The sequence below is a fragment of the Microlunatus soli genome, from assembly GCF_900105385.1.
Lineage (GTDB): Bacteria > Actinomycetota > Actinomycetes > Propionibacteriales > Propionibacteriaceae > Microlunatus > Microlunatus soli.
Genome location: NZ_LT629772.1, coordinates 3,313,569 through 3,338,571 on the forward strand (window position 1 = coordinate 3,313,569; position 25,003 = coordinate 3,338,571).

The window sequence follows — 25,003 nt, forward strand, 5'->3', positions numbered from 1 at the left end:
GCACGGTCCGCCCGGCAAGTGGTCACCGCCAGCGACGGCCCCGCGGCTGATCGTCCTCCGCGTCGTCCTCGCGGAGATCGGCGAAGTTGAAGGACTCGTCGTCGGATCGTGAGCGTCGGGAACGCACCTTCGTCTCGGTCGTTTCGTCCGACCCGGTGCCGTCGGCCGCAGGTTGGCCGGCGGCGCTGTCGTCGTCCCGCCGGATCCGCGGCAGCCGGGTGGTCTCGCGTTCGTCGAGGGGTGCCGTCGTGGCGGCGGTCGGACGCACCCGCTGGCTGTCGGTCACGGCGCCCACCGGGGTCTCGGCCGGTTCCTTCGTGCCGGTCCGCTTGCTGGCCGCCACCTTCGCCCCCTTGCCGGAGGTCTTCTTCGCCGCTGCCGGCTTGGCCGCGCCGCCGGAGCCGGACCCACCGGCCGCTTGCTCCGCCGGCTTCCGACCGATCCTGCCTGCAGCCACCACCGCGACGCCGACGGCCGTGGTCAGCGGCATCGCCAGCACCAGCCCGATCGCGCCGACCAGGGTCCGGACGATCTCCTCGCTGAGCGCCTCGGTCTGCGCCACCTCACCCAGCGGCCGGTTGTAGACCGTGATCAGCAGCAGCGTCGCCAGCCCGGCGCCCGCGGTCGCGAACGCGATCGTGTAGACGCTGGAGGCGATGTGATCGCGGCCGATCCGCATCGCCCGGGAGAACAGCTTCTTCTGGTCCGGATCGGATTCGGCGAGCTCCCAGACCGCGGAGGCCTGCGTGATGGTCACGTCGTTCAACACGCCGAGGCCGGCGACGATGATGCCGCACAGCACGACCGAGGTCAGCGCCATGTCCGGTGCCGACGCGGCCAGCAGATAGTCGTCCTCGGCCGAGATCCCGGTCAGATGTGCCCAGGAACTCATCGCCCAGCCGAGGCCGGCGGTGACCAGCAGCCCGAACAACGTCCCGAGCAGGGCGGTCGTCGTCCGGGCACTGAATCCGTGCGCGGTGTAGAGCACGACGAACATGATCGCCACCGAGCCGATCAGGCCGACCAGTATCGGATTGGACCCGCTGACCATCGCCGGGAACATGAATTTGATCAGGATGAACGCCGCGAAACCCAACCCGATCAAGGATGCGAAGCCTCGCCATCGGGCGACGATGATCACCGCGAGCGCGAACGCACCGGCCAGGACGATCAGCGGCACCGTACGGTCGAAGTCGGAGAACTGGTACGACGCCTGGGCTCCGCCCTGGGTGCCGGCCGGCACCCGGACCAGTTTGACCTTCTGGCCCACCTCGACCCCGGAGCGGAACTGGGCTTCGGTCAGCACGACCTGGACCTCGCGCCCCTGCTCCGGGCCCTCGAGCAGTTTGGCGGTGATGTTGCCGCAGGACTTCTGGTCGCCGGAGCCTGACACCGAGCCGACCTGACCCTGGCAGGAGGTGCGCTGGACCTTGGTGATCTCGGCCTTCGGGAGGGTGACGCCCTTGGCCGAATAGGTCGAGGTGTCCTCCCGGATGTGGTCGCTGACGTCGTGCGGCCACAGCCAGATCAGCCCGACAACGGTCCAGATCGCGATCGGGATCAGGATCACGATCATCAGCCGCAACGCCTTCAACTGGCGCACCGAGCTTTCGGCCGTCGTCGGGTGGTCGGTAGCGTGCGAGTGGGTCACAGGACCTAATCTTTCTAGACGTGGTTCCATCCAGCGAACAAGGGAACGGTACAGACCCGAGCCCAGAAGAGCACGATTTCATACCGAAATCGTCCAATTCGCGGCGCCTACTGGCCATCCCGGTCGCGGTCCTGGTAGTGGTCCTGACCGCGGGACTCGCGGTGAATCGGCTCGGTTGGGCCGATGAGCTGGCCGGATCGCCGGAGGGGTCGCCGAGCCCGAGCCGGAGCGTTTCGGTGTCGGAGAAGGCCTCGGCGAAGCCGTCCAAGGCGGCCAAGAGCCACAAACCGACGACGAAACCGTCCACGAAGCGGACCGCGCCGCAGCGGGTGGCGACCAACGGCCCCCGCAAATACACCCCGGCCCAGCTGTGGGGCGCGCCGAAGGGCAAGCGCGGCGCGCTGATCACCTACACCGTACGAGTGCAGCACGGCCTGCCGTACGACGCCAAGCAGACGGCCCGCTTCATCCACGGCGTGCTGAACGACAAGCGCAGCTGGGGACGGTCCGGCCAGTGGCGGTTGAAGCTGGTGCCGACCACCGCCGACTCCGACGTCGACATCTATCTGGTCACCCGGACCACCACCGACCGGCTGTGCGCGCCGCTGCAGACCCGAAGGAAGGTGTCCTGCTTCAACAACGGCAGGGTGGTGCTGAACGCCGACCGCTGGGCCTACGGTGCCAAGTCCTACGGCAAGGACCTGATCGGCTACCGTCGCAACCTCGTCAATCATGAATTCGGTCACAGCCTCGGTCACGGGCACGTGTCCTGCCCCGGCAAGGGCAAGCGGGCGCCGATCATGATGCAACAGACCAAGGGTCTCGACGGCTGCCGCCGCAACCCGTGGCCGAATCCGAAGGGCTGAGGCCGAATCCCTGAGGTCGAATCAGAGAGTGTGAGGTGCGGTTCCACCGATGCTGATCCTGCTGCCCCCGTCGGAAGGTAAAGCCGACCCACCGCGCCGCGGCCGGCCGGTCGAGGTCGACGCGTTGTCCACCCCGGAGCTGGGAGCCGCCCGGCGAAAGGTGGCCGATGCGTTGGTGGCCAGCAGCTCGCTCCCGGAGGCGGCCGAGATCCTCGGCCTGAGTGCCGGTCAGCTGGACGAACTGCAGCGCAACCGGACCCTGCTCGAGCAGCCGGCCCGGCCGGCCGCCGAGGTCTACACCGGTGTGCTCTACGACGCCCTCGCTCTGGGCACGCTGGATCCGGCGGCCCGGCGCCGGGCTCGGGCGGCGATCAGGGTCCAGAGTGCGCTGTGGGGACCGATCAAGATCACTGACCGGATCCCGTCCTATCGACTCTCGATCGGTACGACCCTGCCGGGGATCGGCGGGCTGGCGAGCTATTGGCGAGAACAGCTGGCCGGGGTGTTCGACGAGCAGGCGGGCAGCGAACTGATCGTCGACTGCCGGTCCAGCGGGTACGCCGCCTGGCGCCCGGAGCGCACCGAGAAGTTGATCAAGGTCACCGCGGTCACCGAGAAGGCCGGTCGACGCAGCGTGGTGTCGCACTTCGCCAAGCACACCCGCGGAGCGGTCGCCAGGATCCTGCTGCAGGCACCCCGGGCGCCGCGCACCCCCGCCCGGGTGGCCGCCCTCGTCGCCGAGAGCGCCCAGTGTGAGCTGACCGGACCGGGCCGTGGCGGCTGGGAGCTGACCGTGATCACCGATTCGCTGGGCCGGCTGGCAGCACCGTCCTGAACGACACCGGTCTTCCGGACAGGCCGAAACGTCTCGCGCGGGGCTGTCGTCTGCGACAGTCTTGTCGAATCCACTGCAGGATGTTCGACGCGTTGTCATCAGGCACGACATCCGACACGTGCCGCAAGCGGAGGAGACGGCATGGGCAAGATCCTGACCCACATGACGATGTCCCTGGACGGCTTCATCGCCGAGCCCGACGATCAGATCGGCGAGCTGTTCGACTGGTACCAGGCCGGTGACATCACCGTGGACAATCCGAGTGACGATGTCGTGTTCTCCGTCGACGAGGGCGGAGCGGAGGTCCTGCATCAGCTGACCGACAACGTCGGCGCCCTGATCTCGGGGCGCCGACTGTTCGACATCGCCGACGGCTGGAACGATGTGCACCCGGTGGGGGCTCCGGTCGTCGTGGTCACTCACCAACCACCGAGCAACGCGGAACGGTGGCCGCGGACGACCTTTGTGAACGGTGTCGAGGCGGCGGTCGCGCGGGCGAGGGAGATCGCCGGCGACCGGGACGTCACCATCGCCAGCGCCGACATCATCCAACAGGCACTCAATCTCGGCCTGGTGGATGAGCTCTGTGTCAGTCAGGTGCCGGTGCTGTTCGGTGCCGGCATCCGCTACTTCGGGGAGCTGGTCGGCGGGCACATCCTGCTCGACGACCCGACCGTCGTTGAAGGTCGTCGGGCGCTGCATCTGCGCTATCCGGTCCGACACTGACCGGTCGATAACGCCTGGACAGTCGGTCGGCGTCCTTGCCAGACTGCGAGATCGTGATCCTCAGTCAGCAGCTGATCGAATTCTGCCGTCGTCGTGATGTTGATCTTGCTGCGGGCACGGTGACCCGGCTGTACGGCGGAGAAGTCAACGACAACTGGAAGATCGAGCGGCCGGGTGCGTCGGCCGTCGTGCTGCGCCGATACCGACAGACCGTCGAGCCGGAGGAGCTCGATTGCGAGTTGGCAGCCGCCGACGTTCTGGCGAGGTCCGGATTTCCTACCCCCGCACCGATCGCCGTGAGTGGCGAGTCCCTCGCCGGCCGCTGGGAAATGGTCGAGGGGCGTCCGACGGCACTCTTCGACTTCGTCGACGGCCGGCATCCGGTGCAGCGCCCCGGCGGATACGGGTCGCTGGACCTCGAGCTCGGCCGGGCGGCAGCCGGTCTGGCGGGTCGGATGCAGCTGCTGCTCGCCCAAGATCAACAGGCCGGCCACCAGTTGCCGGGCGCAAGATCGCCGGTCCGCGATCCGCGGCATCGGGTGCAGGCGTTCCTCGACGGCGATCTCGCCGAGCAACCGGTCTTCGGATCGTTGATTGCACCACTGCGAGACCTCAATGACCGAATGGCATCGCTCAGCGATGATCAGGAAGAATTGCCGGTCGGCCTGATCCACAACGACATCAGTCCGCCCAATCTGCTGCTCGGCGACGACGACAGCATCGTTGCCCTGTTGGACTTCGATGACAGCGCTCAGACCTGTCTGTGCTACGAGCTCGGTCCGATCATCAGCAACTTCGGCAAGGACCAGAAGCGCCGCATCGACGCGGATCGAGTCGAGATGTTGATCACTGCCTACCACGCGGTCCGCTCGCTCACGCCGTACGAGTGCAGGTTGCTGCCCGACCTGCTGGCGATACACGCAGCAGCCGAAGCCGTCGAGGTGATCACCAACTGGCTGGCGGCCGGTCGAACCGATCTTGATCCGATGGAGAGTTACAGCGCACAGCAGTTCCTGGATCTGCTGGCGATGCGGACCGAACTGCAGAGCAGGATCATCAGCGAGCAGACGAACGATCACCAGCGTTGACTGCACCTTCTGTCGGATCGCCGGACGGCCCAGCGAGGGTAGTGCAGTCCGGTACGGCGCCCGTCCACGGATCCGGGCTCAGCGAGGTAGGTAGGCCATGGCTGGGCGAGGGTTGACCACGATCTGCACCCCGTCCTCGTAGATCACGCTGCCCGGATCGTCGGACTCGACCCGGAGGCAGGGCACCTGATGGGAGCGCAGGATCTCCAGGTAGGGCGGCACCCGAGCCAGCAGATGGACGGCGGTGTCCTTGAACCACGCCGTGGCCTGCGGGTTGACGGTCTCGCTGTAGACGTCGGGATCGGCTGCGCTCGGATCGGGGTAGGCGGCGTTGAACCAGTCGTTGCCGCGGCGCCAGATCCGATGCTCGGCGTCGGTCAGCAGTCCACTGCGGCCGAGGCCGTTCATCAGGCCGAAGACGCCGGTGTGCACGCCCCGCTTGCCCGGCACCGGGGACTGGAATCTGATGAACACCGATCAGCTCCTGGGCAGCCGGTCCGCCTGATCGTGGGCAGGGGAAGCGATGTTGCTGTGCAGCATCGACACGCTTTCGGGGCGGCTGATCATGATCGGGAAGTCTACTGTCCTGCTCCGGCACCGCTGGGTACACAGAGCGGCGTGGACCGAAGAATGTCAGTACCGCCCTCTAGAGTTTTGATCATGGATGAGGATCTGGAGCAGCTCGATCTCGGCGGCCTCGCGGCCGCCGCGTCGGTCTGCGCCAGCGCCGAGATGGCCGCCGGATGCCGGTTGCTCCAGATCGCCGCGATCTGGGCCGACAACCATCCTGCGGACGGCATCTTCCACCAGCGGACGCCGCTCGCTGTCGCCGGCGAACGGACCATGCAGTTCGGTGGCGAGGGGACCCCGGATGTCGCGGAGTTCGCGCCGGCCGAATTGGCCCCCGAGATCGGCGAGAGCGTCTATCAGGCAACGAGTCTGCTGGCCGACGCGTTGGATCTGCGGCACCGCTTCCCGATGATCTGGCGACGCGTCACGTCCGGTTCGGTTCGAGCCAGGCTGGCCCGCCGGGTCGCGTTCCGGACCCGGACGTTGACAACGGCGCAGGCTGCGGAGATTGACGCCGAGATCGCGCCGACGTTGGGCCAGTTGTCGTTCTATCGGCTGGAGCTGAGGCTGGACGCAGCGATCCTGCGTGTTGATCATGTGAATGTCGCGCGGCGCGCCGAGGAAGCGGCCAAGCAGCGCTCGGTCCGGATGGGCAGGTCGACCGAAGAGGGTCTGACGACGATCTACGCCACGATGGACACCCCGGATGCGATCGCGCTCGACGCGACGGTCGATCGGTTGGCCGACATCCTCGCCGGTCAGCGCGATGCCTTGCCCGCCGGAGTGCCTGATCGTGCAGCGCAGAGCAAGGACGAGTGGCGCGCGGTCGCCGCCGGCCTGCTCGGCAAGCCGTTGATCGCGGCACGGGTGATCGCCGACCACGAGCAACCGGACCTCTTCGATGATCTTGAATTCGGCCACGACCCCACCGGTGATGTCCGGGAGCAAGCCGATCCGGACGACGTCCCGGAGCATGCCCACTCGGACAAGGGTCCTGAGCTTGTCGAAGGGCTGCAACCTGACGCCGCATCGACGACTCCTGGAGCACCCAGGCAGCCAGCCGCGGCAGAATCCGGCAATCAGTCCCGGACCGCGCCGAACCCTCAACCCGCAGGGATCTGGGCGCCGCGCGATCGGGAGCGACTGCTGCTGGAGTTGGCGCGACGGATCGATCCGAACCGCCTTGCGCCGCGGTCCGTCCTGCATATCCACATCAGTCCGGATGCGATTGACGGCTCGACCGACGAAGTCCGGATCGCTCGGGTGGAGCAGCTCGGGCCGCACCTGATCAGCACCGTTCGGCAGTGGCTGGACGGCAGTCGGGTGAGTGTGCAGACGATCATCGACTCCGACCGGATCCCGTCGGTGGACCGCTACGAAGTGCCGGCCATGATGGCGGAGGCGTTGCTGGCTCGGTCACCGGGCAGTGTGTTCCCGTGGTCGTCGGGTCGTCATCTTGATCATGATCACACCATCCCGTATCGACCTCCGCCCAGTGGCCCGCCGGGCCAGACCGGCTTGGGCAAGCTCGGACCGTTGAGTCGCCGAGAGCATCGGTTCAAGACCCACGGCCGGATCTCGGTGCTGCAGCCCGATGCGGGCACCTTTGTCTGGCGGACCCGATTCGGTCGGGTGCTCATCACCAATCCCGCTGGGACTCATGACCTCGGTGGAGGACCATTCGCTGATGCGGTCTGGCGGGCTGCCATCAGCGTGGACGATCCGACCGGCGTGCCTGCGGGGGACGAACGATTGGCCGAGACGATCAAGCTCGTCCGGCTCGGTTACCCGGACACTCGACCGACACGACGAGCAAGCAGTGCCGGCGGATGATGACCGGCGCCGCAGTCCCCGACTGACTCGGTCCGGTCAGTTCATTCCTCCTCGGCGAAGGACCAGGTGAACCCGACGTTCGACTCCTGGACAACGGATCCGAGGCTTCGGTAGGTGCCGAGCGCAGCTTCGTTGTCGGCGTCGGTGAGCACCCACATCCCATAGCAACCGTGCTCCCGGGCAAGATCAGAAAGAGCCCGGGTCAGGGCCGACCCGATCCCGCGACGTCGGTAGCGCTGATCGACCCCGAGCTCGTACAGGAACATCTCGGTTCCTTTGTCCGGATGGGTGAGCTCAACCCCGGTGACCATCCCGGCCGGCTGTTCCCCGACATAGGCGATCAGCAGATGATGATCCGCAGAGGCGACGAACCGCTCGGACGCCGCCGGCTGTGGCGGGTGATCGAAGAGCACGGCTGCCGCCCGGACATCGGCAACATCGGTGATGCGACGGATCGTGAAGTCGGCCATGATCATCCTGTTCCGTAACGTCTCGGTGTCACGAGTGGTTGGGCGTCCGATCGACGGGCGGCGTGACGCGTGTCAGTCTGGGGCGTCGAAGGTCGGTGTTGTCCAGCATCCAGGTGCTGCGGGACACCGGGTCGGCCTCGGTGAGGTAGAGCCGTTGGCCTCCGACGTAGCGCTGGTTGCTCGGCGCCTCGGGGTCGGCATCGTGATCACCGGGAAACCGCGCGTTGCCGCGCGGCACGGTCACCGCAAACGGTGCGTCGACCCACACGGTGGCATCCCACACGTCGGCGAGCTCGGGACGTTGCAGGAAGATCCCGTCGACGAGCACGATCGCTTCCGGCGGGACCTCGACAGACGTGTGCGGCACCGGTCGGTCGAGTGCGACGTCCCAGATCGCCGGCGTGATCGGCCGCCCCGCGCGGATCGGCTCCACCACCCGCCGACGAAACTCCTGATAACGGTAGGAGCTGCGGTAATAACTCTCCGCGTCCTGCCCAGCGGCTCTCCGTACCGCCCTCGGATGGTGAAAACCGTCGATGCTCACCGGCACCATCGGCCGATAAGCCGGACCCGCGGCGTCGACGAGTTCGTGCGACAGCTGCGTCTTGCCCACTCCGTCATGTCCGTCCAGGGCGATCATCGCCCGTTCTCCCGGGCGCACCTGCTGAAAGGCTGCGAGCAGTTCGGCGATGACGGGTTCGCGGTCGGACTCGATCCCCATAGTGGTCCCGCAGGTCAGCGCCGGGGACCGCTGTGCACGTGGATGTGCAGGTGCTTGGAGTCCTGATAATCGCCCAGGTTGGTGAGCACCGCCGCAGCGCCGGTTGCCCGCTCGGTCTCTGCGGCGACGGACTGGACGACCTCCAGCAGCCGGCGGGCGTCCGGTTCGTCCGCCGCGGTGAGCGTCGTCAACGAGCCGATGTGTCGCTTCGGGACGACCACGATGTGGTTCTGCCAGAACGGCCGGGTGTGGTGGAACGCCAGAACAAGATCATCTTCGTGCACGACCTGCAGCCGGGACGGGTCCGGGATCGCCACATCACAGTAGAAGTCGTCGCCGCCGTATTCGGAGTTTCGCGCATCGGCGGAGGGATTCTCGGCCTCGGTCGTCATGGTCGCCAGCGTAGCGAGTATCTCGCGACCGAACTTCGGGTGCGGGATACGAGGAATGCTCGGAAATCGGCGAATCAGCCGTGCTCGCCGACCCTGCGGGCCATGATCCGGCTGACTCGTTCTAACTCTGCTGCCGAGTGACGGGCCGGCGCCGTTCGTCGACGTTCGGCCGCAGTCGTGCGGACACCACGGCTGCAGGACCGAACAGGATCGCGGAGACGATCAACGCGACCGGAATCGAGGTCCTGGTCGCGAGTGCGCCGAGCGGCGGCCCGCCGATCACCTGGCCGATCGCATCGGCCTGATTGGCGAAGGACAGCGTCGTGGCGCGTGACGTCGAGGAGACGTTGCGCGCCAACCAGGCCGAGCGGATCGGTGCGGCGACGGTCTGGGCTGCGGTACGCAGCCACATCGCGCCGAGAGCCAACCACAGCGAGCCGGACACGGCGAAGCCGATCACTCCAGCCAGCTGGATCAAGATCAACAGCGCCATCACGCCGGCCGGATGTCTGGCGTTGATCCGTTCGGCGGCGAACCTGTTGGCGGCCAGACTGGAGATCAAGGCGATCAGTCGGCCGGCCAGCGCGAACGCGGTGAACCAGAGTGCCGCTTCGTTGACGCCGGCCAGCGACGGGAGTCGGAAGGTCTGCAGCAGATGCGCTGTCCACAGCCGATCGAAGACTTCCGAGGAGATGCCGGTGAGTAGGGCGATGATCAAGAACGAGCGGACCACGCCACGGCGTCGTGCAGCGGTCAGTCCTTCGACCATCAGCCGGCGCAGGTGTCGGAAGGATTCCCGTTCGTTGCGCGGTGTCGGGGTGAAGCCGGTCTCCGGCATCAGCGGCGCCATGATCAACGCCAGAGCGATGTAGCTGCAGCCGGCGATGATCATCGGCAACCGCAGATCGAGCAGTCCGAGTGCGCCCGCCAGCAGCGTTCCGCCGACCCCGACACCGAGGTTGATCTGTTCGGCGCGGGTGAACACCGGTTGGACGCCGTCGGGCTCGACCTCATCGGAGATCCAGGCCTCGCCGGCTCCGGACAGGAAGGTGTAGCCGATGGCCCAGATCACGTTCCCGATCAGGATCGGGACGAACGCCGGGAACACACCCTGGACTCCGATGCCGACGCCGACCACGACCGCTCCGATCAGCATCGAGAGCCGACGGGAGTAGAGGTCCGCGACGATTCCGGTCGGCACCTCCGCCAGGAAGCAGGTCGCCTCCATCACGGTGCCGACCAGCACCAGTTGCAGCGGGGTGAGATCAGCGGTCTGGACCTGATAGACCAATAGCAGGGTGAACGAGACGGCGTGCAGCAACGACCAGCTGCCGTCGAACCAGAGGTAGGCATGCGACGCGCGGATCGGGCGTCGACCGAGAAGTGACATCCGTCGGTTCCTGAGGCGAAGAGGGTAGGCGTAGCGGCACGCCCGACACGCGTACGGAGTCCGGACCGTACGCGGTCACTACGGGGGATGCCTGGCTCAGGATGCGATGTTCATGCAGCCGACCGTAGCGGCTCGACGTCGCCGTCGCAGCGGAATTCGGGCCGCCGCAGCGGATTTCGGTGAGGTCAGTTCGTGCTCGGAACGCGGCCTGAGACGATGGACACCGTGAGCATCTTCGCAACAGTCCAGCGTGCCCCGCGTGATCCGATCCTCGGCCTGACCGAGCAGTTCGTCGCCGACCAACGCGAGCACAAGGTCAACCTCGGGGTCGGCGTCTACCAGGACGCGTCCGGAAAGGTTCCGGTGCTGGAGTGCGTCCGGGCCGCCGACGCCGACCTGTCGGCCGGCGGCAAGCCGTACGGCTATCTGCCGATCGACGGACTGGCCGCCTACGACAACGCCGTCGCCGACCTGGTGTTCGACGACAGTGTCGAGCGGGACCGGGTCGCCGTCGTCCAGTCGCTCGGCGGCACCGGCGCGCTGAAGGTGATCGCCGACTTCCTGCACCAGACCCGGCCCGACGCGGGCGTCTTGATCTCCGCCCCGAGCTGGGAGAACCACCGGGCGATCTTCACCCGGGCCGGCTTCGAGGTCGCCGAGTATCCGTACTACGACGCCGACCGGCGCGGTGTCGACGTCGACGCGATGGTGGCTGCGCTGCAGTCCGCCGAACCCGGCACCGTCGTCGTACTGCACGCCTGCTGCCACAACCCGACCGGCTACGACCTCTCGCCGGCCGACTGGGAACGGGTGCTGGCCGTCGTCGTCGAGCGGGACCTGTTCCCGATCCTGGACATGGCCTATCAGGGCTTCGCCACGTCACTGGAGGCCGACGGGGCAGCGGTCCGGGCCTTCGCGGCCGCCGGAATCAACGGTGCGGTGACCACCTCCTTCTCCAAGACCTTCAGCCTGTACGGCGAGCGGGTCGGGGCGCTCAGCGTGGTCTGCGCCGACGCGGACGAGGCCGGTCGGGTGCTCAGCCAACTCAAGATCATCGTCCGCACCACCTACTCCAACCCGCCCACCCATGGCGCCGCGATCGTCGCGGCAGTCCTCACCGATCCGGCCCAGCGGGCGGGCTGGGAGAGCGAACTCGGCGGGATGCGGGACCGGATCAAGCAGATGCGGACGGCGCTCGTCGACGGACTCACCGCGGCCGGAGCGACCGGCTGGGAGCACATCACCGCCCAGAACGGCATGTTCAGCTACTCCGGCCTGACCGCCGAGCAGATGATCGCGTTGCGGGAGGAGCACGCCGTCTACGGTCTGGACTCCGGCCGGCTCTGCGTCGCCGCCCTGAACCCGACCAACCTGGACCGGGTCATCACCGCGATCGCCGCCGTCAGCAACTGACACCACCCCGTCGCACCGTTTGCGTACCTTCGCACCACGTACACCTGGTGCGAAGGTACGCAAATGGTGCGACGGGGGTTGGGTGGGGTTGCCGGAGCTGTCGGTGCTCGGCGGCATGATGGTGGGGTGACTGTGACGGCAACTGGTTCGAGCTCTCGGGCGAGGGGCGTCCGGTTGCCGTATCGGCCGATGGTCGGTTCGGTGTTCGGCGGGTTGCAGCGCGGGTCGCATGATCCGACGCATCAACGATGCGGCTCCGGCTGGCTGCGGGCTTCCCGGACGCCGGAAGGGCCGGTGCTGCTCCGGGTATCGCCGACCGCCGACGGAGTGCACGGCCGCGCCTGGGGAGCAGGAGCCGAATGGGCGTTGGACCAACTGCCCGCGCTGTTCGGTGCCGACGACGATCCGACCAGCTTCCGGCCCCGGCATTCGGTGCTGCAGGAAGCGGTGCGGCGGCTGCCCGACCTCCGGCTCGGCAGCACCGGGCTGGTGTTCGAGGCGCTCGCCCCGTCGATCATCGAGCAGAAGGTGACCGGGCTCGAGGCCTACGGCGCGTTCCGCCGGCTGGTCACCCGCTACGGCGAACCGGCGCCCGGCCCGGCCCGGCAGCAGGGGTCGGCGGCGTACGGGATGCGGCTACCGCCCGATCCGCGGACCTGGGCGACGATCCCGAGCTGGCGGTTCCTGCAGCTCGGTCTGGAGTCGACCCGCAGCCGGGCGTTGGTCGGTGCCGCTCGCCGCGGCAGCGCACTGGAGCGGCTGGCGGGCCGATCTGCTGCCGACGCCGACCGAGGACTGCGCAGTTTGCCCGGGATCGGTGCCTGGACCTCGGCCGAGGTGCGGCAGCGGACCCACGGCGACGCCGACGCCTGGAGCATCGGGGACTACCACGTCGGCAAGGACATCACCTGGGCGTTGACCGGGGAGGTGCTCGACGACGACGCCTGCACCGAGATCCTTGAGCCCTACCGCGGACATCGTTACCGGGTCCAGGTGCTGCTCGGGATGATGGGGCTGCACCGGCCGCGGCGGGCGCCGCGGATGACACTGCCCACTCACACCCCGTACGCGATGGGGCTCAGCTCAGACCGATGAACCGGTAGCGAGGCTCGTCGGCGACCGAGGACGCCTTCGGGTCCCGGACGAGGTGCAGCGCCAGCAGGTAGCTGTCGCCGACGCGCAGCACTTGCGAACCGTTGCAGTGCACGCTGCCAGGCTTGAACGGTGAGCTGTAGCCGGTGTTGCGGAAGTCCTCGGCGAAGGTCTTCAGCGGGGTCGCCGCCGAGCGGGTCAGCAGCGAGACCGTACAGGTCCGGTCGGTGCGCTGCAGCGCCAACACCCGGTCGTCATCGACGGCGACCATCGACGGCATGGGCTGACCTCCGCGCCGCTGCCAGAGTTCCCTGCCGCTCTCCAGGTCGTACGCGGTGAGCGTCGTCGGACCGTCGGTGTCGCCGACGCAGGTCGCGGCGAACGCGGTCCGGGTGCTGCCGACCAGGGTGGAGTCGTCCAGGCAGTCCGACCTGGCCGGCGTCGTCCAGCTGATCCGGCCGGTGGTCAGGTCCCGGCGCTGCAGCGCCTTCGGGTCACCTTCCAGTTGGTAGCCGGGCCGGACCAGCACCTGGTCCGGCCGGTCGGAGTCCGCCACCTGCTGGGCCCAGCGGCGGTCGCCGGTCTTCGGGTCGAGACCGATCAGGTCGGCGCCCTCGTCGTCGCAGCGGTAGGCATAGACCAGCACAACGGTCGGCGTGCTGGTCACGTCGCGTGGGTCGGCACAGCGTTCGGGCCGGTATCGCCAGAGCCTGCGCCCGGTGGTCGGGGAGACGGCAACCGCGGAATTGGTGCCCTGCGCCACATGATCGAAATACACCGGTGGATCGCTGCCCTGCGGGTCGCCGCCGCCGGACGGCCAGAAGGCACGGAGCTGCCCGGTGTCGGCGGACAGGGTGAAGGTCTGATCGGACATGTCATCCGCGGCGTCACGCCCATCCACGCCGACGACGACCGACCGGCCACCCTCGGTCGACTGCAGTGACGGCGCGGCTGACAGGCCACGGATCTGGTACCGCCACCGGACCCGGCCGCTGGTCGGATCGAGCATCACCACGCCGGCGTTGTGGCCTTGATCGGCAGCAACCGGGACCGCCAGACCGGAACGGGTCGGCAGCGGCGGCTGGTCGGTGTCCAGGTCGATCTGCCAGCGGGTCCGGCCGGACAACGTCGACGGTTGCTGCGGTACGGCCGCGGCACCGGCGGTGACCGTGCTGTTGGCCCGCACCATCCAGCCGGGCGCAGCCGTGACCAGCAGGATCACCAGCACAGTGAGGAGCGCCAACGGGGCGGCCACGCCAGCCGCCGCGTGCCACCAGGGCCGATCACCGGACTCCTCGCCGCCACGGCCGGCCAGGGCGCGGAGTTCGACGACACAGGCCGCGACGATGATCACCCAGAGCAGCACGTCCAGCGCTGCGGTCCAGGCCGTCGTCCACAATCCGCGATGCGCATCGAACCGGGCCGGTCGGATGATCACGATGGTGATCAACAACATGGCGGCCGCCAGCGCCCCCGTGATGATCATCAGCGCGACCAGCCAACGGCGCCGACTGCGGGCCCTGCTCCAGACGATCAGCAACCCGATGCCGAGCACCGCGACGATGCCGAAGAAGATGCTGCGCGCGCCGTCGACGTCGACGCCGGAACCGTCCGCCCACCCGGCCACCGCGGCGCCGCAGGCCAGCACGGCGAGCGCCCCGCAGGCGATCTGCAGGGTGGCGGCGGAGATCCGGAGCGGCTGGCGCATCCGCCGATTATGGGTGAAATCCGGCTCAGCGGTGGGCGCCGGGCCGTCAGTCGACGCGCAGGCTCTCGAAGTCGGTCGAGCCGGGCAACCGTACGGTGAACTCCGCACCGCCCTGTGCCGACCGGCCGGCCCGGATAGTGCCGCCGTGCCGGGCGACGGCCTGCGCGACGATCGACAGACCGAGCCCGGTGCCTGGGGTGTTGCGGGAGGTGTCGGCGCGATAGAACCGGTCGAAGATGTGCGGCAGATCCTGCTCGGCGATGCCCGAACCCTCATCGGCGACCCGGAGCCGGTCACCCTCCAGCTGGACCCGGACGGTGCCGCCCGGCGGGCTCCACTTGACCGCGTTGTCCAGCAGGTTGGTGACCGCCCGTTCCAGGGTGTCGGCCTCACCGACCAGATAGAACGGGTTCAGCTCGACGTCGAATTTCAGACCCGGGCCGCGCCGCCGTACGCGTTCCAGGGCGGCGTTCACGACATCGCGGAAGTCGATCGGCTCCGGCGCGGGTTTGACCTGATCGTCACGGGCCAGCTGGACCAGATCGCCGATCAGACTGGTGAATTCGGCCAACTGCGCGGTGACGTCGGCCAGGATCTCGGCCCGCGCCTGCTCCGGCAGATGGCCCTGCTTCTGGTCGGCCTGCAGCAGCTCGATGTTGGTCCGCAGGCTGGTCAGCGGCGTCCGCAGCTCATGCCCGGCATCACCGATCAGCCGCCGCTGCCGTTCCCGGGACTGCTCCAGCGACGTCAGCATCTTGTTGAACGACTCGGCCAGCCGGGACAGCTCGTCGTTGCCGGTGACCGGGATCGGATCAAGATCGTCGGTGTCGGCGACGTGCTCGGTCGCCGCGGTCAGCCGGCGCACCGGACGCAGCCCGGACCTGGCCACCGCCGATCCGGCGATCGCCGCCCAGACCACACCGGCGGCACCGAAGATCACCAACACCAGCCAGAGCGAGCTGAGCACCAGGTTGGTCGGCCGCAGCGGCCGACCCAGCACCAGTGCCAGTTCCGAATTCGGCACCGGGACGGCGACCACCCGATACGGCTCGCCGTTGGACGCGGTCGCCGACCGCACCGAACGGCTACTACCCAGCCGGGCGACCGACAGCTCCTCCGGACCCGGCTGCAACGCGATCTGCTCCTGCGGCAGCTGATAGACCTGCCCGTCGGCCCGGATCAGGGCCGCGCTGGCGTTGGCAGCGCGGACCGCGGCCGCGGTGGTCTCGTCCAGGTTCTGCGGATCGTCGCCGACCGAGGTGGCCACCGTGGTGGCAAGATCAAGAAGCCCGGAGTCGAGTTGCTGATACAGCGCAACCCGGGTCGTCAGGTACGCTGCCGCACCGGTCACCGCAACCGCCAGGGCGACCGCGACCGCCGTCAGCACGGTGACCCGGGTCTGCAGCGAGAAGGTGCGCAGGAAGGACCGGAACCGCAGGATCAACGAACCCGGGATGACCAGCTGAGTACCCCGGATCCGCAACACCCGCGGCTCCGGCGGGCCCCACCGTTCGAGATCGTCCCCGGTGGAGTCGTCGCGGCTGGGTTCGTCCCGGCCCGCGATGTCCCGGCCCGCAGTCTCCCGGCCCGGTTCCTCGCGGCCCGGATCGTTGTCGGCCATCGCCGATCACGACCCGCCGGTGAAGTCGCTGCGGATCACGGGGGCGTCTCGCGGAGCACGTAGCCGACCCCGCGGACGGTGTGGATCAGCCTCGGCTCGTCCTCGGCCTCGGTCTTGCGCCGCAGATAGCCGATGTAGACCTCGAGCGAATTGGCGGTGGTCGGGAAGTCGAAGCCCCAGACCTCGTTCAGCAGCCAGGAGCGTTCCAGCACCCGCCGCGGATGCTCCATGAAGGCTTCCAGCAGGGCGAACTCGGTCCGGGTCAGGGTGATCGCGCGGCCACCACGGACCACCTCACGGGTCTGGATGTTCAGCGCCAGATCGCTGAAGCTCAGGCTGTCGGCGGACGGATCGGCCGAATCGGCGACCGTGCCGGCCCGCCGGACCAGGGCCCGCAGCCGGGCCAGCAACTCGTCCAGTGCGAACGGCTTGACCAGATAGTCGTCGGCGCCGGCATCCAGACCGTCGACCCGATCGCCGACCGCGTCCCGCGCGGTGAGCACCAGGATCGGCACGTCGTTGCCCGCCGAACGCAGCATCCGAGTGGTCTCCAGCCCGTCCAACTTCGGCATCATCACGTCCATGATCACCGCGTCCGGGCGGACCGCGCCGAGCCGGGCCATCGCCTCCAGACCGTCCCCGGCCGTGGTCACCTGATACCCGCTGTAAGCCAGCGAACGGCGCAGTGACTCCCGGACCGACTGATCGTCGTCGACCACCAGTACGTGCATGTCCGCGTTCTGACCCGACATCTGACTCCCGATCCGCTTCCGTTGGCCGATCCTGTTGTGCCTAGCTTCCGGTGCACCCATCTTGCCCGACCGGACGGCTGATCGCGGTGAGCAGCGCCTCCATCGGGCCCGGGTCGACCGCCGATTCGGTCAGCAGAGCGGTCAGCTCGATCCGGGACGCGCAGGCGTGCAGCATCGAGATCGCGGTCCGGTAGTCGACGGTGAACTCGATACCGATCGCGGTCAGTGCCTGCTCGACCAGATGACCGAGGCTGTCGTACAGCTGGTTCAGGTAGGCACTGTACGGAGCCCGCAGCTCGGGACGGCGGATGGCGTACAGATCCATCTCGTGCCGAGCCAGCACCTCGGCCGGTTCCTTGGCGACGTCGCCGAACATCGTGCTCAAGGCCAGATTGATGAGCATCCCGGGCTGGTTCCCGCGCTCGGCGGCGTTGTCCACCAAGGTCACCGAGATCTCCCGGACCTTCTCTCGGGCGTCCTCGGCGTCGCGCTGAACCATCGCCAGCACGAGGTCGTCCTTGTCGGTGAAGTTCGAGTAGAACGCGCCCCGGGTGAAGCCCGCTGCTTCGCAGATCTCCTCGACGCTGGCGCCGATGATGCCGCGTTCGGCGAACACACCGACCGCTCCGGCCATCAGACGGTCCCGAGTCTGGGCACGACGAGCGGACGGTGCCGGTGTGCTGGCGGCCGTCTTCGTCATCTACCCATTCCTACCCGTGTCGAGGCCGGACATCTCGAGTCGGCGGCTTTCCGGCTCGCCGCCCCGTTCGTCGCACGACCTTAGCGGCAGATGTGGGCCACGTCTCGTTCCGGTTGGATACACATCTGTATCCGGATACAGTACTGTATCGAAACGACGCGGGGTCCAACGGGGGAGCCTGCACAGTTGCGATCACGAGCGGGTGCGTCGGAAGGCTCAGATGTCCTCATTTCTGTACGGCCTCGGCCGGGCTGCCTTCCGGCACCGGTTCCGCGTCCTCGGGGTCTGGCTGGCGATCCTGGTGCTCGCCGGTCTCGGCGCGCTCGGTCTCGGCAAGACCTTCGACAACGCGTTCACCCTGCCCGGGACCTCCTCCCAGCAGGCGTTGACGCAGCTGGAGCACACCTTCCCCCAGGTCAGCGGTGCCTCGGCCCAAGTGATCATGGTCGCTCCCGACGGTGAGTCGGTCCGCGATGCCGAGGTCCGAGACGCGATCGACGACGCGGTCGCCGACTACAAGAAGATGGACCAGGTCGCGGCGGCGGCATCGCCGTTCGACAAGAACGCCGGCGACGCGATCGCGGAGGGGGGCAAGGCGGCGCTGATCAGTGTCCAGCTCGACGGCCAGCGGGCCGACATCACCGAAGAAACCACCGAACAGCTGACCAAGATCACCGAGCAACTCCAGCAAGCGGTCCCGGGATCGCAGGCCTCGGTCGGAGGCGACGCCTTCAGCATGGACTCGGTCGAGCTGAGCATCACCGAGGTGGTCGGCGTCGTCGTCGCCCTGGTGGTGCTGCTGATCACCCTCGGATCGTTCGTCGCCGCCGGAATGCCGCTGCTGAACGCGATCCTCGGTGTCATCATCACCATGGCCGGCATCATGGCTGCCACCGGAGTGGCCAAGATCAACTCCTCCACGCCGATGCTGGCCCTGATGCTCGGCCTGGCCGTCGGCATCGACTATGCGCTCTTCATCATCTCCCGGCACCGTGATCAGCTGGCCGACGGGATGGACGCCGAGGAGTCGACCGCCCGCTCGGTCGCCACCGCCGGATCGGCGGTGGTCTTTGCCGGGCTGACGGTGATGATCGCGCTGGCCGGCCTGTCGGTCGCCGGCATCCCGTTCCTGACCACGATGGGCATTGCTGCGGCGATCGGCGTCGCCGTCGCCGTCGCGATCGCCCTCACCCTGCTGCCGGCCATGCTCGGCCTGGCCGGTGAACGGCTCCGACCCAAGCCCCGCCGGGCCAAGCAGAAGGCCGCCCGACAGGCACAGGACCCGTCAGCGCTGCGAGGTGCTCAGCGGTTCTTCTCCGGCTGGGTGAAGATCGCGACCAAGATCCCGATCCTGACCGTCGTGGTGGTGATCGGTGGCCTCGGCGCCCTGGCGCTGCCGGCACGCGGGCTGGAGCTGGCACTGCCCGACAACGGCAGTGCGGCAGCCGGTTCACCGGCCAGGGTCACCTACGATCTGGTCGCCAAGTATTACGGTGCGGGACAGAACGCGCCGTTGATCGTGACCGCCGACATCGTCACCTCCGACGATCCGCTCGGTGTGATGGACGACCTGAAGTCCGAGATCGAGGACCTGCCGGGCGTGGCCCGGGTGCCGCTGGCGACGCCGAACCAGAATGCCGACACCGGCATCGTTCAGGTGGTGCCGACCTCGGCCGGTGACTCCGAGCAGACCAAGCAGCTCGTCCAGCGGATCCGTGATCTTGCCCCCGGGTTCGAGGACGAACACGGCACCGCGGTGAACGTCACCGGCACCACGGCGATCCAGATCGACGTCTCCGATCAGCTCGGCAAGGCGCTGCTGCCGTTCGGCATCCTGGTCGTCGGGTTGTCACTGGTGCTGCTGATGATGGTGTTCCGCTCGATCGCAGTGCCGCTGAAGGCGGCCGTCGGCTACCTGCTCAGCGTCGGAGCATCGTTCGGGGTCGTGTCGCTGGTCTTCCAGCACGGCTTCCTGGCCGACCTGCTCAACGTGGACAAACAAGGGCCCGTGCTCAGCTTCCTGCCGATCATCCTGATGGGCATCCTGTTCGGGCTGGCGATGGACTACGAGGTCTTCCTGGTCTCCCGGATCCGCGAGGACTACGTGCACGGCGGCGACGCGCAGCGGGCGATCCGGACCGGCTTCATCAGCTCGGCCCGGGTGGTGACCGCGGCCGCGGTGATCATGTTCGCGGTGTTCGCCGCCTTCATTCCCGAAGGCGACTCGACGATCAAGGCGATCGCCGTCGGGCTGGCGACCGGCGTCTTCGTCGACGCCTTCATCGTCCGAATGACACTGGTGCCAGCCGTGCTTGCCCTGTTGGGCAAGACCGCCTGGCGGCTGCCGGCCTGGATCGACAAGCGGCTGCCGTCGTTCGACGTCGAGGGCGCCGAGTTGGAGCATCTGGTGGCGTTGCGGGACTGGCCGGAGCCGGACAGCACGGCACTGATCAGCGCCGAAGGGCTGACGGTCCGGGTCGAACGCCAAGGACGCAGCGAGTTGATCTTCGACCGCACCGACGTCGCTCTGCAGCCCGGGCAGCTGCTGGTTGTCGAGGGCAGCGACGTGGCCCGTTCGGCGTTGCTCTGGACACTGTCGGGACGGATGCGTCCGAGCACCGGCTCGGTCAAGTCGCTCGGTCTGGTGCTGCCGCAGCAGGCCGGCGGCGTACGGCGTCGCAGCCGGCTGATCGATCTGGCCACGACCGATGATCAGGTCGGTGCGCTGTCCGCCGCGCGTGATCGGCGGACGCCGTTGATCATGGTCGACCACGTCGAACGGATCGCCGCCGGGCCGGCGTCCGCGGCACTGTCGGAATTGATCACCGATTGCGCCACCGGTGGCCGTGGGTTGGTGCTCGCAGTGGCCGATCTCGCTGCCGTGGAAGGAAATCTGCCGGAGAGCTACCTACGGCTCCGGCTGGCGCCGGTAGAAGCGCCCGAATACGAGTTGTCAGGAGTCAGGGTATGAAGACCGTGTTCGGACTGGAGCGGACGACCGGAAGTCGTCGGTTGTCCTGGGTGTCCTTGGTCGGAGTGCTCCTGGTACCGATCCTGATCGCCGCCGGATTCCTGGCGGCCACCTGGGACTCCAGCTCGCGCTGGCACAAGGTGCAGGCGGCGATCGTCAACAACGATGACGGTGCCAAGATCAACGGGCAGTTGGTGCCATTGGGCCGGCAACTGTCCGGCGGTCTGGTCGACGGTGGCTCCGACGGCGACGACAAGGCGGTGAACAACTTCGACTGGGTGATCACCGATGCCGACGACGCCGCCGACGGGCTGGCCTCGGGACAGTACGCGGCCGTGGTGACGATCCCGAAGGACTTCTCCAAGAACGCGACGTCCTACTCCCACAACGACGGCGACAAGGCCGAGCAGGCGACCCTGGACATCGCCACCTCGAAGGTGTCCGGGATCACCGACTCCGCGATCGGGCAGGCGATCTCCAGTACCGCCGTGCAGACCATGAACACCGAGCTCACCAAGCAGTATCTGGGCAATCTCTATCTCGGCTTCAACCAGACCGCCGACGGGATGAAGAAGTCGGCCGACGGTGCCGCCAAGCTGTCCGACGGCTCCAGCCAACTCAGCGACGGCATCGGCAAGTCCGCCGACGGCTCGGCCAAGCTCACCGACGGTCTGGACCAACTGGGTACGGGCACCAAGCAGTTGGCCGGGGGGCTGCACCAGACCGATTCCGGCGCATCGCAGCTGGCTGACGGCACGTCCGGCCTGGCCGACGGGATCAAGCAGACCGATGCCGGCGTGGTGAAGCTCGACAACGGCGTCGCCACCTTGGACAAGTCCACCGGCGCCTTCGTCGACGGCGTCCAGCAGACCGCCGACGGCGTCGACAGCTACACCGGCGGGGTGCAGAAGTACGTCAACGGCGTCGGCCAGTACGCCGACGGCGTCAACTCCTACGTCGGCGGCGTCGAACAGCTCGCCGGGGGAGTGCCCGGCTACGTCGACGGCGTCAGCTCCTACGTCGGCGGCGCCAATCAGTTGCTCGGCGGTGTCGGGCAGTATGCCGACGGTGTCGATCAGTACGCCTCCGGTGTTGATCAATACGCGACCGGGGTGAAGAAGTTCACCGGCGGGATCAGCGAGTACACCGACGGCGTCAGCGGTTACGTCGGCGGCGTCAACAAGTACAGCAACGGTGTCGACAGCTACCTCACCGAAGGCGTCGCCCCGTACGTGACCGGGGTCAAGGACTACGCCGGTGGCGTCGACCAATACGCCGGTGGAGTCAGGGACTACGTCAAGGGTGTCAACCAGACACCGGACCAGGTCGCCGACGGAGTCACCAGCCCGGAGTCCCTCCAGGCCGCCTGTGCGCAAGCCGGCCTGACCGGCAAGGACTGCGTGAACTTCCAGAACGGGATGAAGGCCGGCGCCAACGGTACGGCGGACGGTGTCACCTCGGCGCTCAAGGAGCCGGGCCAGAAGATCAGGTCCGGCGCCGACGATCTGCAGGACGGTTCGGACAAGATCAGCAGCGGCAGTGACGGTGTCCTCGACGGCGCTGACAAGACGACCGCGGGCGGGAAGGAGCTGCGCGCCGGTGGCAAGGACCTGAAGGACGGCGGCAAGCCGCTCACGTCCGGCGCGTCCAAGCTGAGCACGTCCTCGACCAAGATCATCGAGGGATCGGACAAGATCAGCGGCGGCGCCGATCAGCTCTCCGGGGGCGCCGCCAAGCTGACCACAGGCGGCGAGCAGCTGATCACTGGCGGCGACAAGCTCAGCAGCGGTGCCGAACAGCTCGGGCAGAACGCTCCCAAGATCAAGAAGGGCGCCGATCAGCTGTCCGGCAAGAACGCCGATCAACTGGTGTCCGGCGGTGATCAACTCAGCACCGGCGCCACCAAACTGGCCGACGGCGCCAAGCAGCTCGGCACCGGGATCAGCGGACTGCACACCGGCACCAGCAAGCTCGCCGACGGGACCGGCAAGCTGGCCACCGGCGCAACCCAACTGAACACCGGCGCCCAGAAGCTGGCCGACGGCACCGGCAAGCTGGCCGAAGCCGGTGATCAACTTGCCAGCGGGACCGCACAGTCGGCTAAGGGATCGGCGCAGCTGACGGACGGGCTGAAGAAGCTCGACGACGGCGGCAAGACCCTGTCCGACGGGACGGCCGACCTGGCCGACGGGCTGCAGAAGGGCGCGGACCAGCTGCCGTCGTACTCCAAGAACGACCGCACCCAGCTGTCCAAGGTCGCCAGCGCACCGGTCAGCACCGACCAGACCGATGAGCTCTTCTCCAACGTCGTCACCACCACCCTGCTGATGGCGCTGGCGTTGTGGATCGGCGGGCTCGCGACCTACCTGGTGGTCCGCGCGGTGCCGCGGGACGCGTTCGGTTCGTCGAAGTCCGCCGCCCGGCTCGCGCTCGAAGGCGTTGCCCCGGGGGCGATCATCGGAGCGATCCAGGCCGTGGTGTTGTCGATCATGCTGACCGCCTTGCTCGACCTGTCGGCCGGCCGCTTCCTGGGCCTGCTCGGCTTCGGGCTACTGGCGGCCGCGGCGTTCGCAGCCCTCAACCACGCCCTGGTCGCCTGGTTCGGCGGCGTCGGCCGCTTCATCTCGCTGGCCGTCGTGGTGCTGTCGGCCGCGGCGTCACTGACCAATGCGTTGCCGGCCTTCTTCGACACGATCCGGCCCTGGCTGCCGCTGACCCCGGCACTCGACGGGATCCGCGCGATCGTCACCGGGGCGTCGGCCGGAAGCCAGGTCGGCGTGCTGATCGGCTGGCTGGTGATCGGCGCGGCCGCCGGCATCCTCGCCGTCGCCCGCCGTCGGATGGCACCATCCGCGGCCCCCGCCACCCCCTGACCGTTCCCGCGCACCTTCGGTGTCCCCGCGCAGGCTGCAGCCCGCGCCGGAACACCGAAAGTGCGCGGCAACCGAGGGGTTAGGGTTGGCTGGGAAGCCAGCAGACAGGGAGGGACGATGGCGCGGGACCGAGGACAGCTCGAGGCCGATGTGATGCATCGGCTGTGGGCTGCCGACGCGCCCCGGACCGCCAAGCAGCTGCAGGCCGACTTCGGCGACGATGCGCCGGCGATCACGACGCTGCTGACCGTGCTCGACCGGCTCGGCCGCAAGGGGCTGGTGGCGCGCTCCGATGCCCGTACCAACATCACCTTCAGCGCCACCCGATCGGAATCCGATCACGCCGTGGAGGCGATGCTCACCTCGCTGCAGGCCACCGGAGACCGGGAGGCCGTCCTGCTTCGGTTTGCCGGCGACCTGGACAACGAGGACGCGGAGCTGCTGCGTCGAGCACTGGCCGGCCGGGGTCGATGATCAGCACCCCGGGGCTGATCGTCGCGGTCGCGCTGGCGACGTACGCGGTGGTTTGTCTGGTCGCCGCGCCCTACCTGCTCACCCGGGGCAGCTGGCGGGTGCATTACCCGCGGCTCTGCCTCACGCTGTGGTACGCCGCGTTCCTGACCGGCGTCGGTGCCGGCGTCGGTTCCGGAGCGATCGGCGTCTGGTACGGCTGGCAGATCGGTGTCGACGGCCAGATCCTGGCCGACTCCTTCGGCTTCTCGGCCGAGCCCTGGGTCGGCCGGACCGTACAGATCGCCGGCGGCGTGATCGGCTGGTCGACGCTGGCCATCGGCGGTGGCCTGGCGGGCCTGGTCGCGACCCGGGCCGCGACACTGGTCAGTTCACAGCGTCGGCTGCGGGCCGACGTCGATCGGGTCGTCGCCCGCTCCGGCTACCGGCGCGAGGTCGTCGCCGGCACCCCGGTCACCTACGTCGCGAGTCGGCAGCCGATCGCCTGCGGGCTGACCGGCCGTTCGCGCGGCGCGGTGATCATCTCCGCCGAACTCGACCTGGCCCTGAGCCGGCGTGAGCTGCGCGCGGTGATCGAACACGAACGAGCCCATCTGCGCGGCGCGCACCAGTTGCTGTCCCGGCTCGCGCTGCTCAACCAGGCCTGCCTGCCCTCGGCCCGGGCCGCTCGCGAGCTGCGGCGGGCCACCGCATTGCTGATCGAACTGATCGCCGACGACGCCGCCGCCCGCCGCTGCGGTGGCGCCGATCTGGCCGCCGCGCTGACCAAGATCGGGAACGCCGACGGCGATCCGACGATCGGTCTCCGGGCCCGCCGGATCGAACAACGGCTGGCCCTCGCGGCCTGACCAACCCGCCGA

The 25,003-nt window shown here is 68.3% G+C and carries 21 protein-coding genes; 11 read left to right on the top strand and 10 right to left on the bottom strand.

Annotation, left to right across the window (positions count from 1 at the left end):
* Positions 1-22: 22 nt before the first annotated feature.
* Entirely contained in the window at positions 23-1,651 is a 1,629-nt protein-coding gene (locus BLU38_RS15205) for a YibE/F family protein (protein ID WP_157683483.1), read from the bottom strand.
* Between the two features lie 161 nt (positions 1,652-1,812).
* On the opposite strand from BLU38_RS15205, the gene BLU38_RS15210 reads away from it, so the two are divergent.
* The 4 genes from BLU38_RS15210 (at position 1,813) to BLU38_RS15225 (ending at position 5,166) form a co-directional block, all read left to right on the top strand.
* Positions 1,813-2,517 carry a DUF3152 domain-containing protein gene (locus tag BLU38_RS15210; protein WP_231920361.1) on the top strand — a complete coding sequence of 235 codons (705 nt, stop codon included), beginning with the start codon at positions 1,813-1,815 and terminating at the stop codon, positions 2,515-2,517.
* Between the two features lie 49 nt (positions 2,518-2,566).
* Complete coding sequence (locus BLU38_RS15215; RefSeq protein ID WP_091526106.1) at positions 2,567-3,352, top strand: YaaA family protein; 786 nt, start codon at positions 2,567-2,569, stop codon at positions 3,350-3,352.
* Between the two features lie 141 nt (positions 3,353-3,493).
* Positions 3,494-4,078, top strand: coding sequence for a dihydrofolate reductase family protein (locus BLU38_RS15220; protein WP_091526108.1), 585 nt, complete (start codon positions 3,494-3,496; stop codon positions 4,076-4,078).
* A 53-nt stretch (positions 4,079-4,131) separates the two neighbouring features.
* Positions 4,132-5,166, top strand: coding sequence for a phosphotransferase (locus BLU38_RS15225; protein ID WP_157683484.1), 1,035 nt, complete (start codon positions 4,132-4,134; stop codon positions 5,164-5,166).
* 78 nt (positions 5,167-5,244) lie between these two features.
* Here BLU38_RS15225 and BLU38_RS15230 read toward each other — a convergent pair whose 3' ends face one another.
* Positions 5,245-5,640: a hypothetical protein gene (locus BLU38_RS15230; RefSeq protein WP_091526112.1), complete on the bottom strand. Its 396-nt coding sequence runs from the start codon at positions 5,638-5,640 to the stop codon at positions 5,245-5,247.
* Between the two features lie 186 nt (positions 5,641-5,826).
* Between BLU38_RS15230 and BLU38_RS15235 the strand changes: the two genes are divergently transcribed.
* Positions 5,827-7,569 (top strand): DUF222 domain-containing protein, encoded by a 1,743-nt coding sequence (locus BLU38_RS15235; RefSeq protein WP_091526114.1) that lies wholly within the window; start codon positions 5,827-5,829, stop codon positions 7,567-7,569.
* A 41-nt stretch (positions 7,570-7,610) separates the two neighbouring features.
* Here the strand turns inward: BLU38_RS15235 and BLU38_RS15240 are convergent, their stop codons facing one another.
* The 4 genes from BLU38_RS15240 to BLU38_RS15255 all read right to left on the bottom strand — a co-directional run bounded on the left by BLU38_RS15240 (position 7,611) and on the right by BLU38_RS15255 (position 10,542).
* A complete protein-coding gene (locus tag BLU38_RS15240) occupies positions 7,611-8,039 on the bottom strand; it encodes a GNAT family N-acetyltransferase (RefSeq protein WP_091532517.1) in 429 nt (142 codons plus the stop codon).
* 28 nt (positions 8,040-8,067) lie between these two features.
* Complete coding sequence (locus BLU38_RS15245; protein WP_091526116.1) at positions 8,068-8,760, bottom strand: nucleoside/nucleotide kinase family protein; 693 nt, start codon at positions 8,758-8,760, stop codon at positions 8,068-8,070.
* A 14-nt stretch (positions 8,761-8,774) separates the two neighbouring features.
* On the bottom strand, positions 8,775-9,152 hold the full coding sequence (locus BLU38_RS15250; RefSeq protein ID WP_091526118.1) for an HIT domain-containing protein: 378 nt from the start codon (positions 9,150-9,152) through the stop codon (positions 8,775-8,777).
* Between the two features lie 121 nt (positions 9,153-9,273).
* Positions 9,274-10,542 (bottom strand): MFS transporter, encoded by a 1,269-nt coding sequence (locus BLU38_RS15255; RefSeq protein ID WP_091526120.1) that lies wholly within the window; start codon positions 10,540-10,542, stop codon positions 9,274-9,276.
* Positions 10,543-10,767: 225 nt separating this feature from the next.
* On the opposite strand from BLU38_RS15255, the gene BLU38_RS15260 reads away from it, so the two are divergent.
* Entirely contained in the window at positions 10,768-11,955 is a 1,188-nt protein-coding gene (locus BLU38_RS15260; protein WP_091532518.1) for an amino acid aminotransferase, read from the top strand.
* A gap of 174 nt (positions 11,956-12,129) precedes the next feature.
* A complete protein-coding gene (locus BLU38_RS15265; RefSeq protein WP_231920362.1) occupies positions 12,130-13,050 on the top strand; it encodes a DNA-3-methyladenine glycosylase family protein in 921 nt (306 codons plus the stop codon).
* Here BLU38_RS15265 and BLU38_RS15270 read toward each other — a convergent pair.
* From BLU38_RS15270 to BLU38_RS15285, 4 genes are all read right to left on the bottom strand, one after another.
* The gene (locus BLU38_RS15270; protein WP_091526124.1) at positions 13,034-14,755 is read right to left on the bottom strand and encodes an outer membrane protein assembly factor BamB family protein; all 1,722 of its coding nucleotides are present in this window, start codon (positions 14,753-14,755) and stop codon (positions 13,034-13,036) included. The genes BLU38_RS15265 and BLU38_RS15270 overlap by 17 nt on opposite strands.
* A gap of 46 nt (positions 14,756-14,801) precedes the next feature.
* Positions 14,802-16,376 carry a sensor histidine kinase gene (locus tag BLU38_RS15275; protein ID WP_091526127.1) on the bottom strand — a complete coding sequence of 525 codons (1,575 nt, stop codon included), beginning with the start codon at positions 16,374-16,376 and terminating at the stop codon, positions 14,802-14,804.
* Positions 16,377-16,411: 35 nt separating this feature from the next.
* Positions 16,412-17,107, bottom strand: coding sequence for a response regulator transcription factor (locus tag BLU38_RS15280; protein ID WP_091532520.1), 696 nt, complete (start codon positions 17,105-17,107; stop codon positions 16,412-16,414).
* Positions 17,108-17,168: 61 nt separating this feature from the next.
* Positions 17,169-17,828, bottom strand: coding sequence for a TetR/AcrR family transcriptional regulator (locus BLU38_RS15285; RefSeq protein WP_091526129.1), 660 nt, complete (start codon positions 17,826-17,828; stop codon positions 17,169-17,171).
* A gap of 220 nt (positions 17,829-18,048) precedes the next feature.
* Here BLU38_RS15285 and BLU38_RS15290 point away from each other — a divergent pair, with 220 nt between their 5' ends.
* From BLU38_RS15290 to BLU38_RS15305, 4 genes are all read left to right on the top strand, one after another.
* Positions 18,049-20,799, top strand: coding sequence for an MMPL family transporter (locus BLU38_RS15290; RefSeq protein WP_091526131.1), 2,751 nt, complete (start codon positions 18,049-18,051; stop codon positions 20,797-20,799).
* Positions 20,796-23,672: a YhgE/Pip domain-containing protein gene (locus BLU38_RS15295; RefSeq protein WP_091526133.1), complete on the top strand. Its 2,877-nt coding sequence runs from the start codon at positions 20,796-20,798 to the stop codon at positions 23,670-23,672. Before BLU38_RS15290 ends, BLU38_RS15295 begins: the two co-directional genes overlap by 4 nt.
* A 117-nt stretch (positions 23,673-23,789) precedes the next feature.
* Positions 23,790-24,146 (top strand): BlaI/MecI/CopY family transcriptional regulator, encoded by a 357-nt coding sequence (locus BLU38_RS15300; RefSeq protein WP_091526135.1) that lies wholly within the window; start codon positions 23,790-23,792, stop codon positions 24,144-24,146.
* Positions 24,143-24,991: a M56 family metallopeptidase gene (locus tag BLU38_RS15305; RefSeq protein WP_091526137.1), complete on the top strand. Its 849-nt coding sequence runs from the start codon at positions 24,143-24,145 to the stop codon at positions 24,989-24,991. Before BLU38_RS15300 ends, BLU38_RS15305 begins: the two co-directional genes overlap by 4 nt.
* Positions 24,992-25,003 lie beyond the last annotated feature (12 nt).

Excerpts from the sequence above, each read along its gene's own strand:
- BLU38_RS15305 (WP_091526137.1), top strand. The coding sequence starts at position 24,143 with ATGATCAGCACCCCGGGGCTGATCGTCGCGGTCGCGCTGGCGACGTAC.
- BLU38_RS15280 (WP_091532520.1), bottom strand. The coding sequence starts at position 17,107 with ATGCACGTACTGGTGGTCGACGACGATCAGTCGGTCCGGGAGTCACTG.
- BLU38_RS15255 (WP_091526120.1), bottom strand. The coding sequence starts at position 10,542 with ATGTCACTTCTCGGTCGACGCCCGATCCGCGCGTCGCATGCCTACCTC.
- BLU38_RS15245 (WP_091526116.1), bottom strand. The coding sequence starts at position 8,760 with ATGGGGATCGAGTCCGACCGCGAACCCGTCATCGCCGAACTGCTCGCA.
- BLU38_RS15295 (WP_091526133.1), top strand. The coding sequence starts at position 20,796 with ATGAAGACCGTGTTCGGACTGGAGCGGACGACCGGAAGTCGTCGGTTG.
- BLU38_RS15220 (WP_091526108.1), top strand. The coding sequence starts at position 3,494 with ATGGGCAAGATCCTGACCCACATGACGATGTCCCTGGACGGCTTCATC.
- BLU38_RS15270 (WP_091526124.1), bottom strand. The coding sequence starts at position 14,755 with ATGCGCCAGCCGCTCCGGATCTCCGCCGCCACCCTGCAGATCGCCTGC.
- BLU38_RS15250 (WP_091526118.1), bottom strand. The coding sequence starts at position 9,152 with ATGACGACCGAGGCCGAGAATCCCTCCGCCGATGCGCGAAACTCCGAA.
- BLU38_RS15215 (WP_091526106.1), top strand. The coding sequence starts at position 2,567 with ATGCTGATCCTGCTGCCCCCGTCGGAAGGTAAAGCCGACCCACCGCGC.
- BLU38_RS15285 (WP_091526129.1), bottom strand. The coding sequence starts at position 17,828 with ATGACGAAGACGGCCGCCAGCACACCGGCACCGTCCGCTCGTCGTGCC.
- BLU38_RS15235 (WP_091526114.1), top strand. The coding sequence starts at position 5,827 with ATGGATGAGGATCTGGAGCAGCTCGATCTCGGCGGCCTCGCGGCCGCC.
- BLU38_RS15275 (WP_091526127.1), bottom strand. The coding sequence starts at position 16,376 with ATGGCCGACAACGATCCGGGCCGCGAGGAACCGGGCCGGGAGACTGCG.
- BLU38_RS15240 (WP_091532517.1), bottom strand. The coding sequence starts at position 8,039 with ATGGCCGACTTCACGATCCGTCGCATCACCGATGTTGCCGATGTCCGG.
- BLU38_RS15290 (WP_091526131.1), top strand. The coding sequence starts at position 18,049 with ATGTCCTCATTTCTGTACGGCCTCGGCCGGGCTGCCTTCCGGCACCGG.
- BLU38_RS15300 (WP_091526135.1), top strand. The coding sequence starts at position 23,790 with ATGGCGCGGGACCGAGGACAGCTCGAGGCCGATGTGATGCATCGGCTG.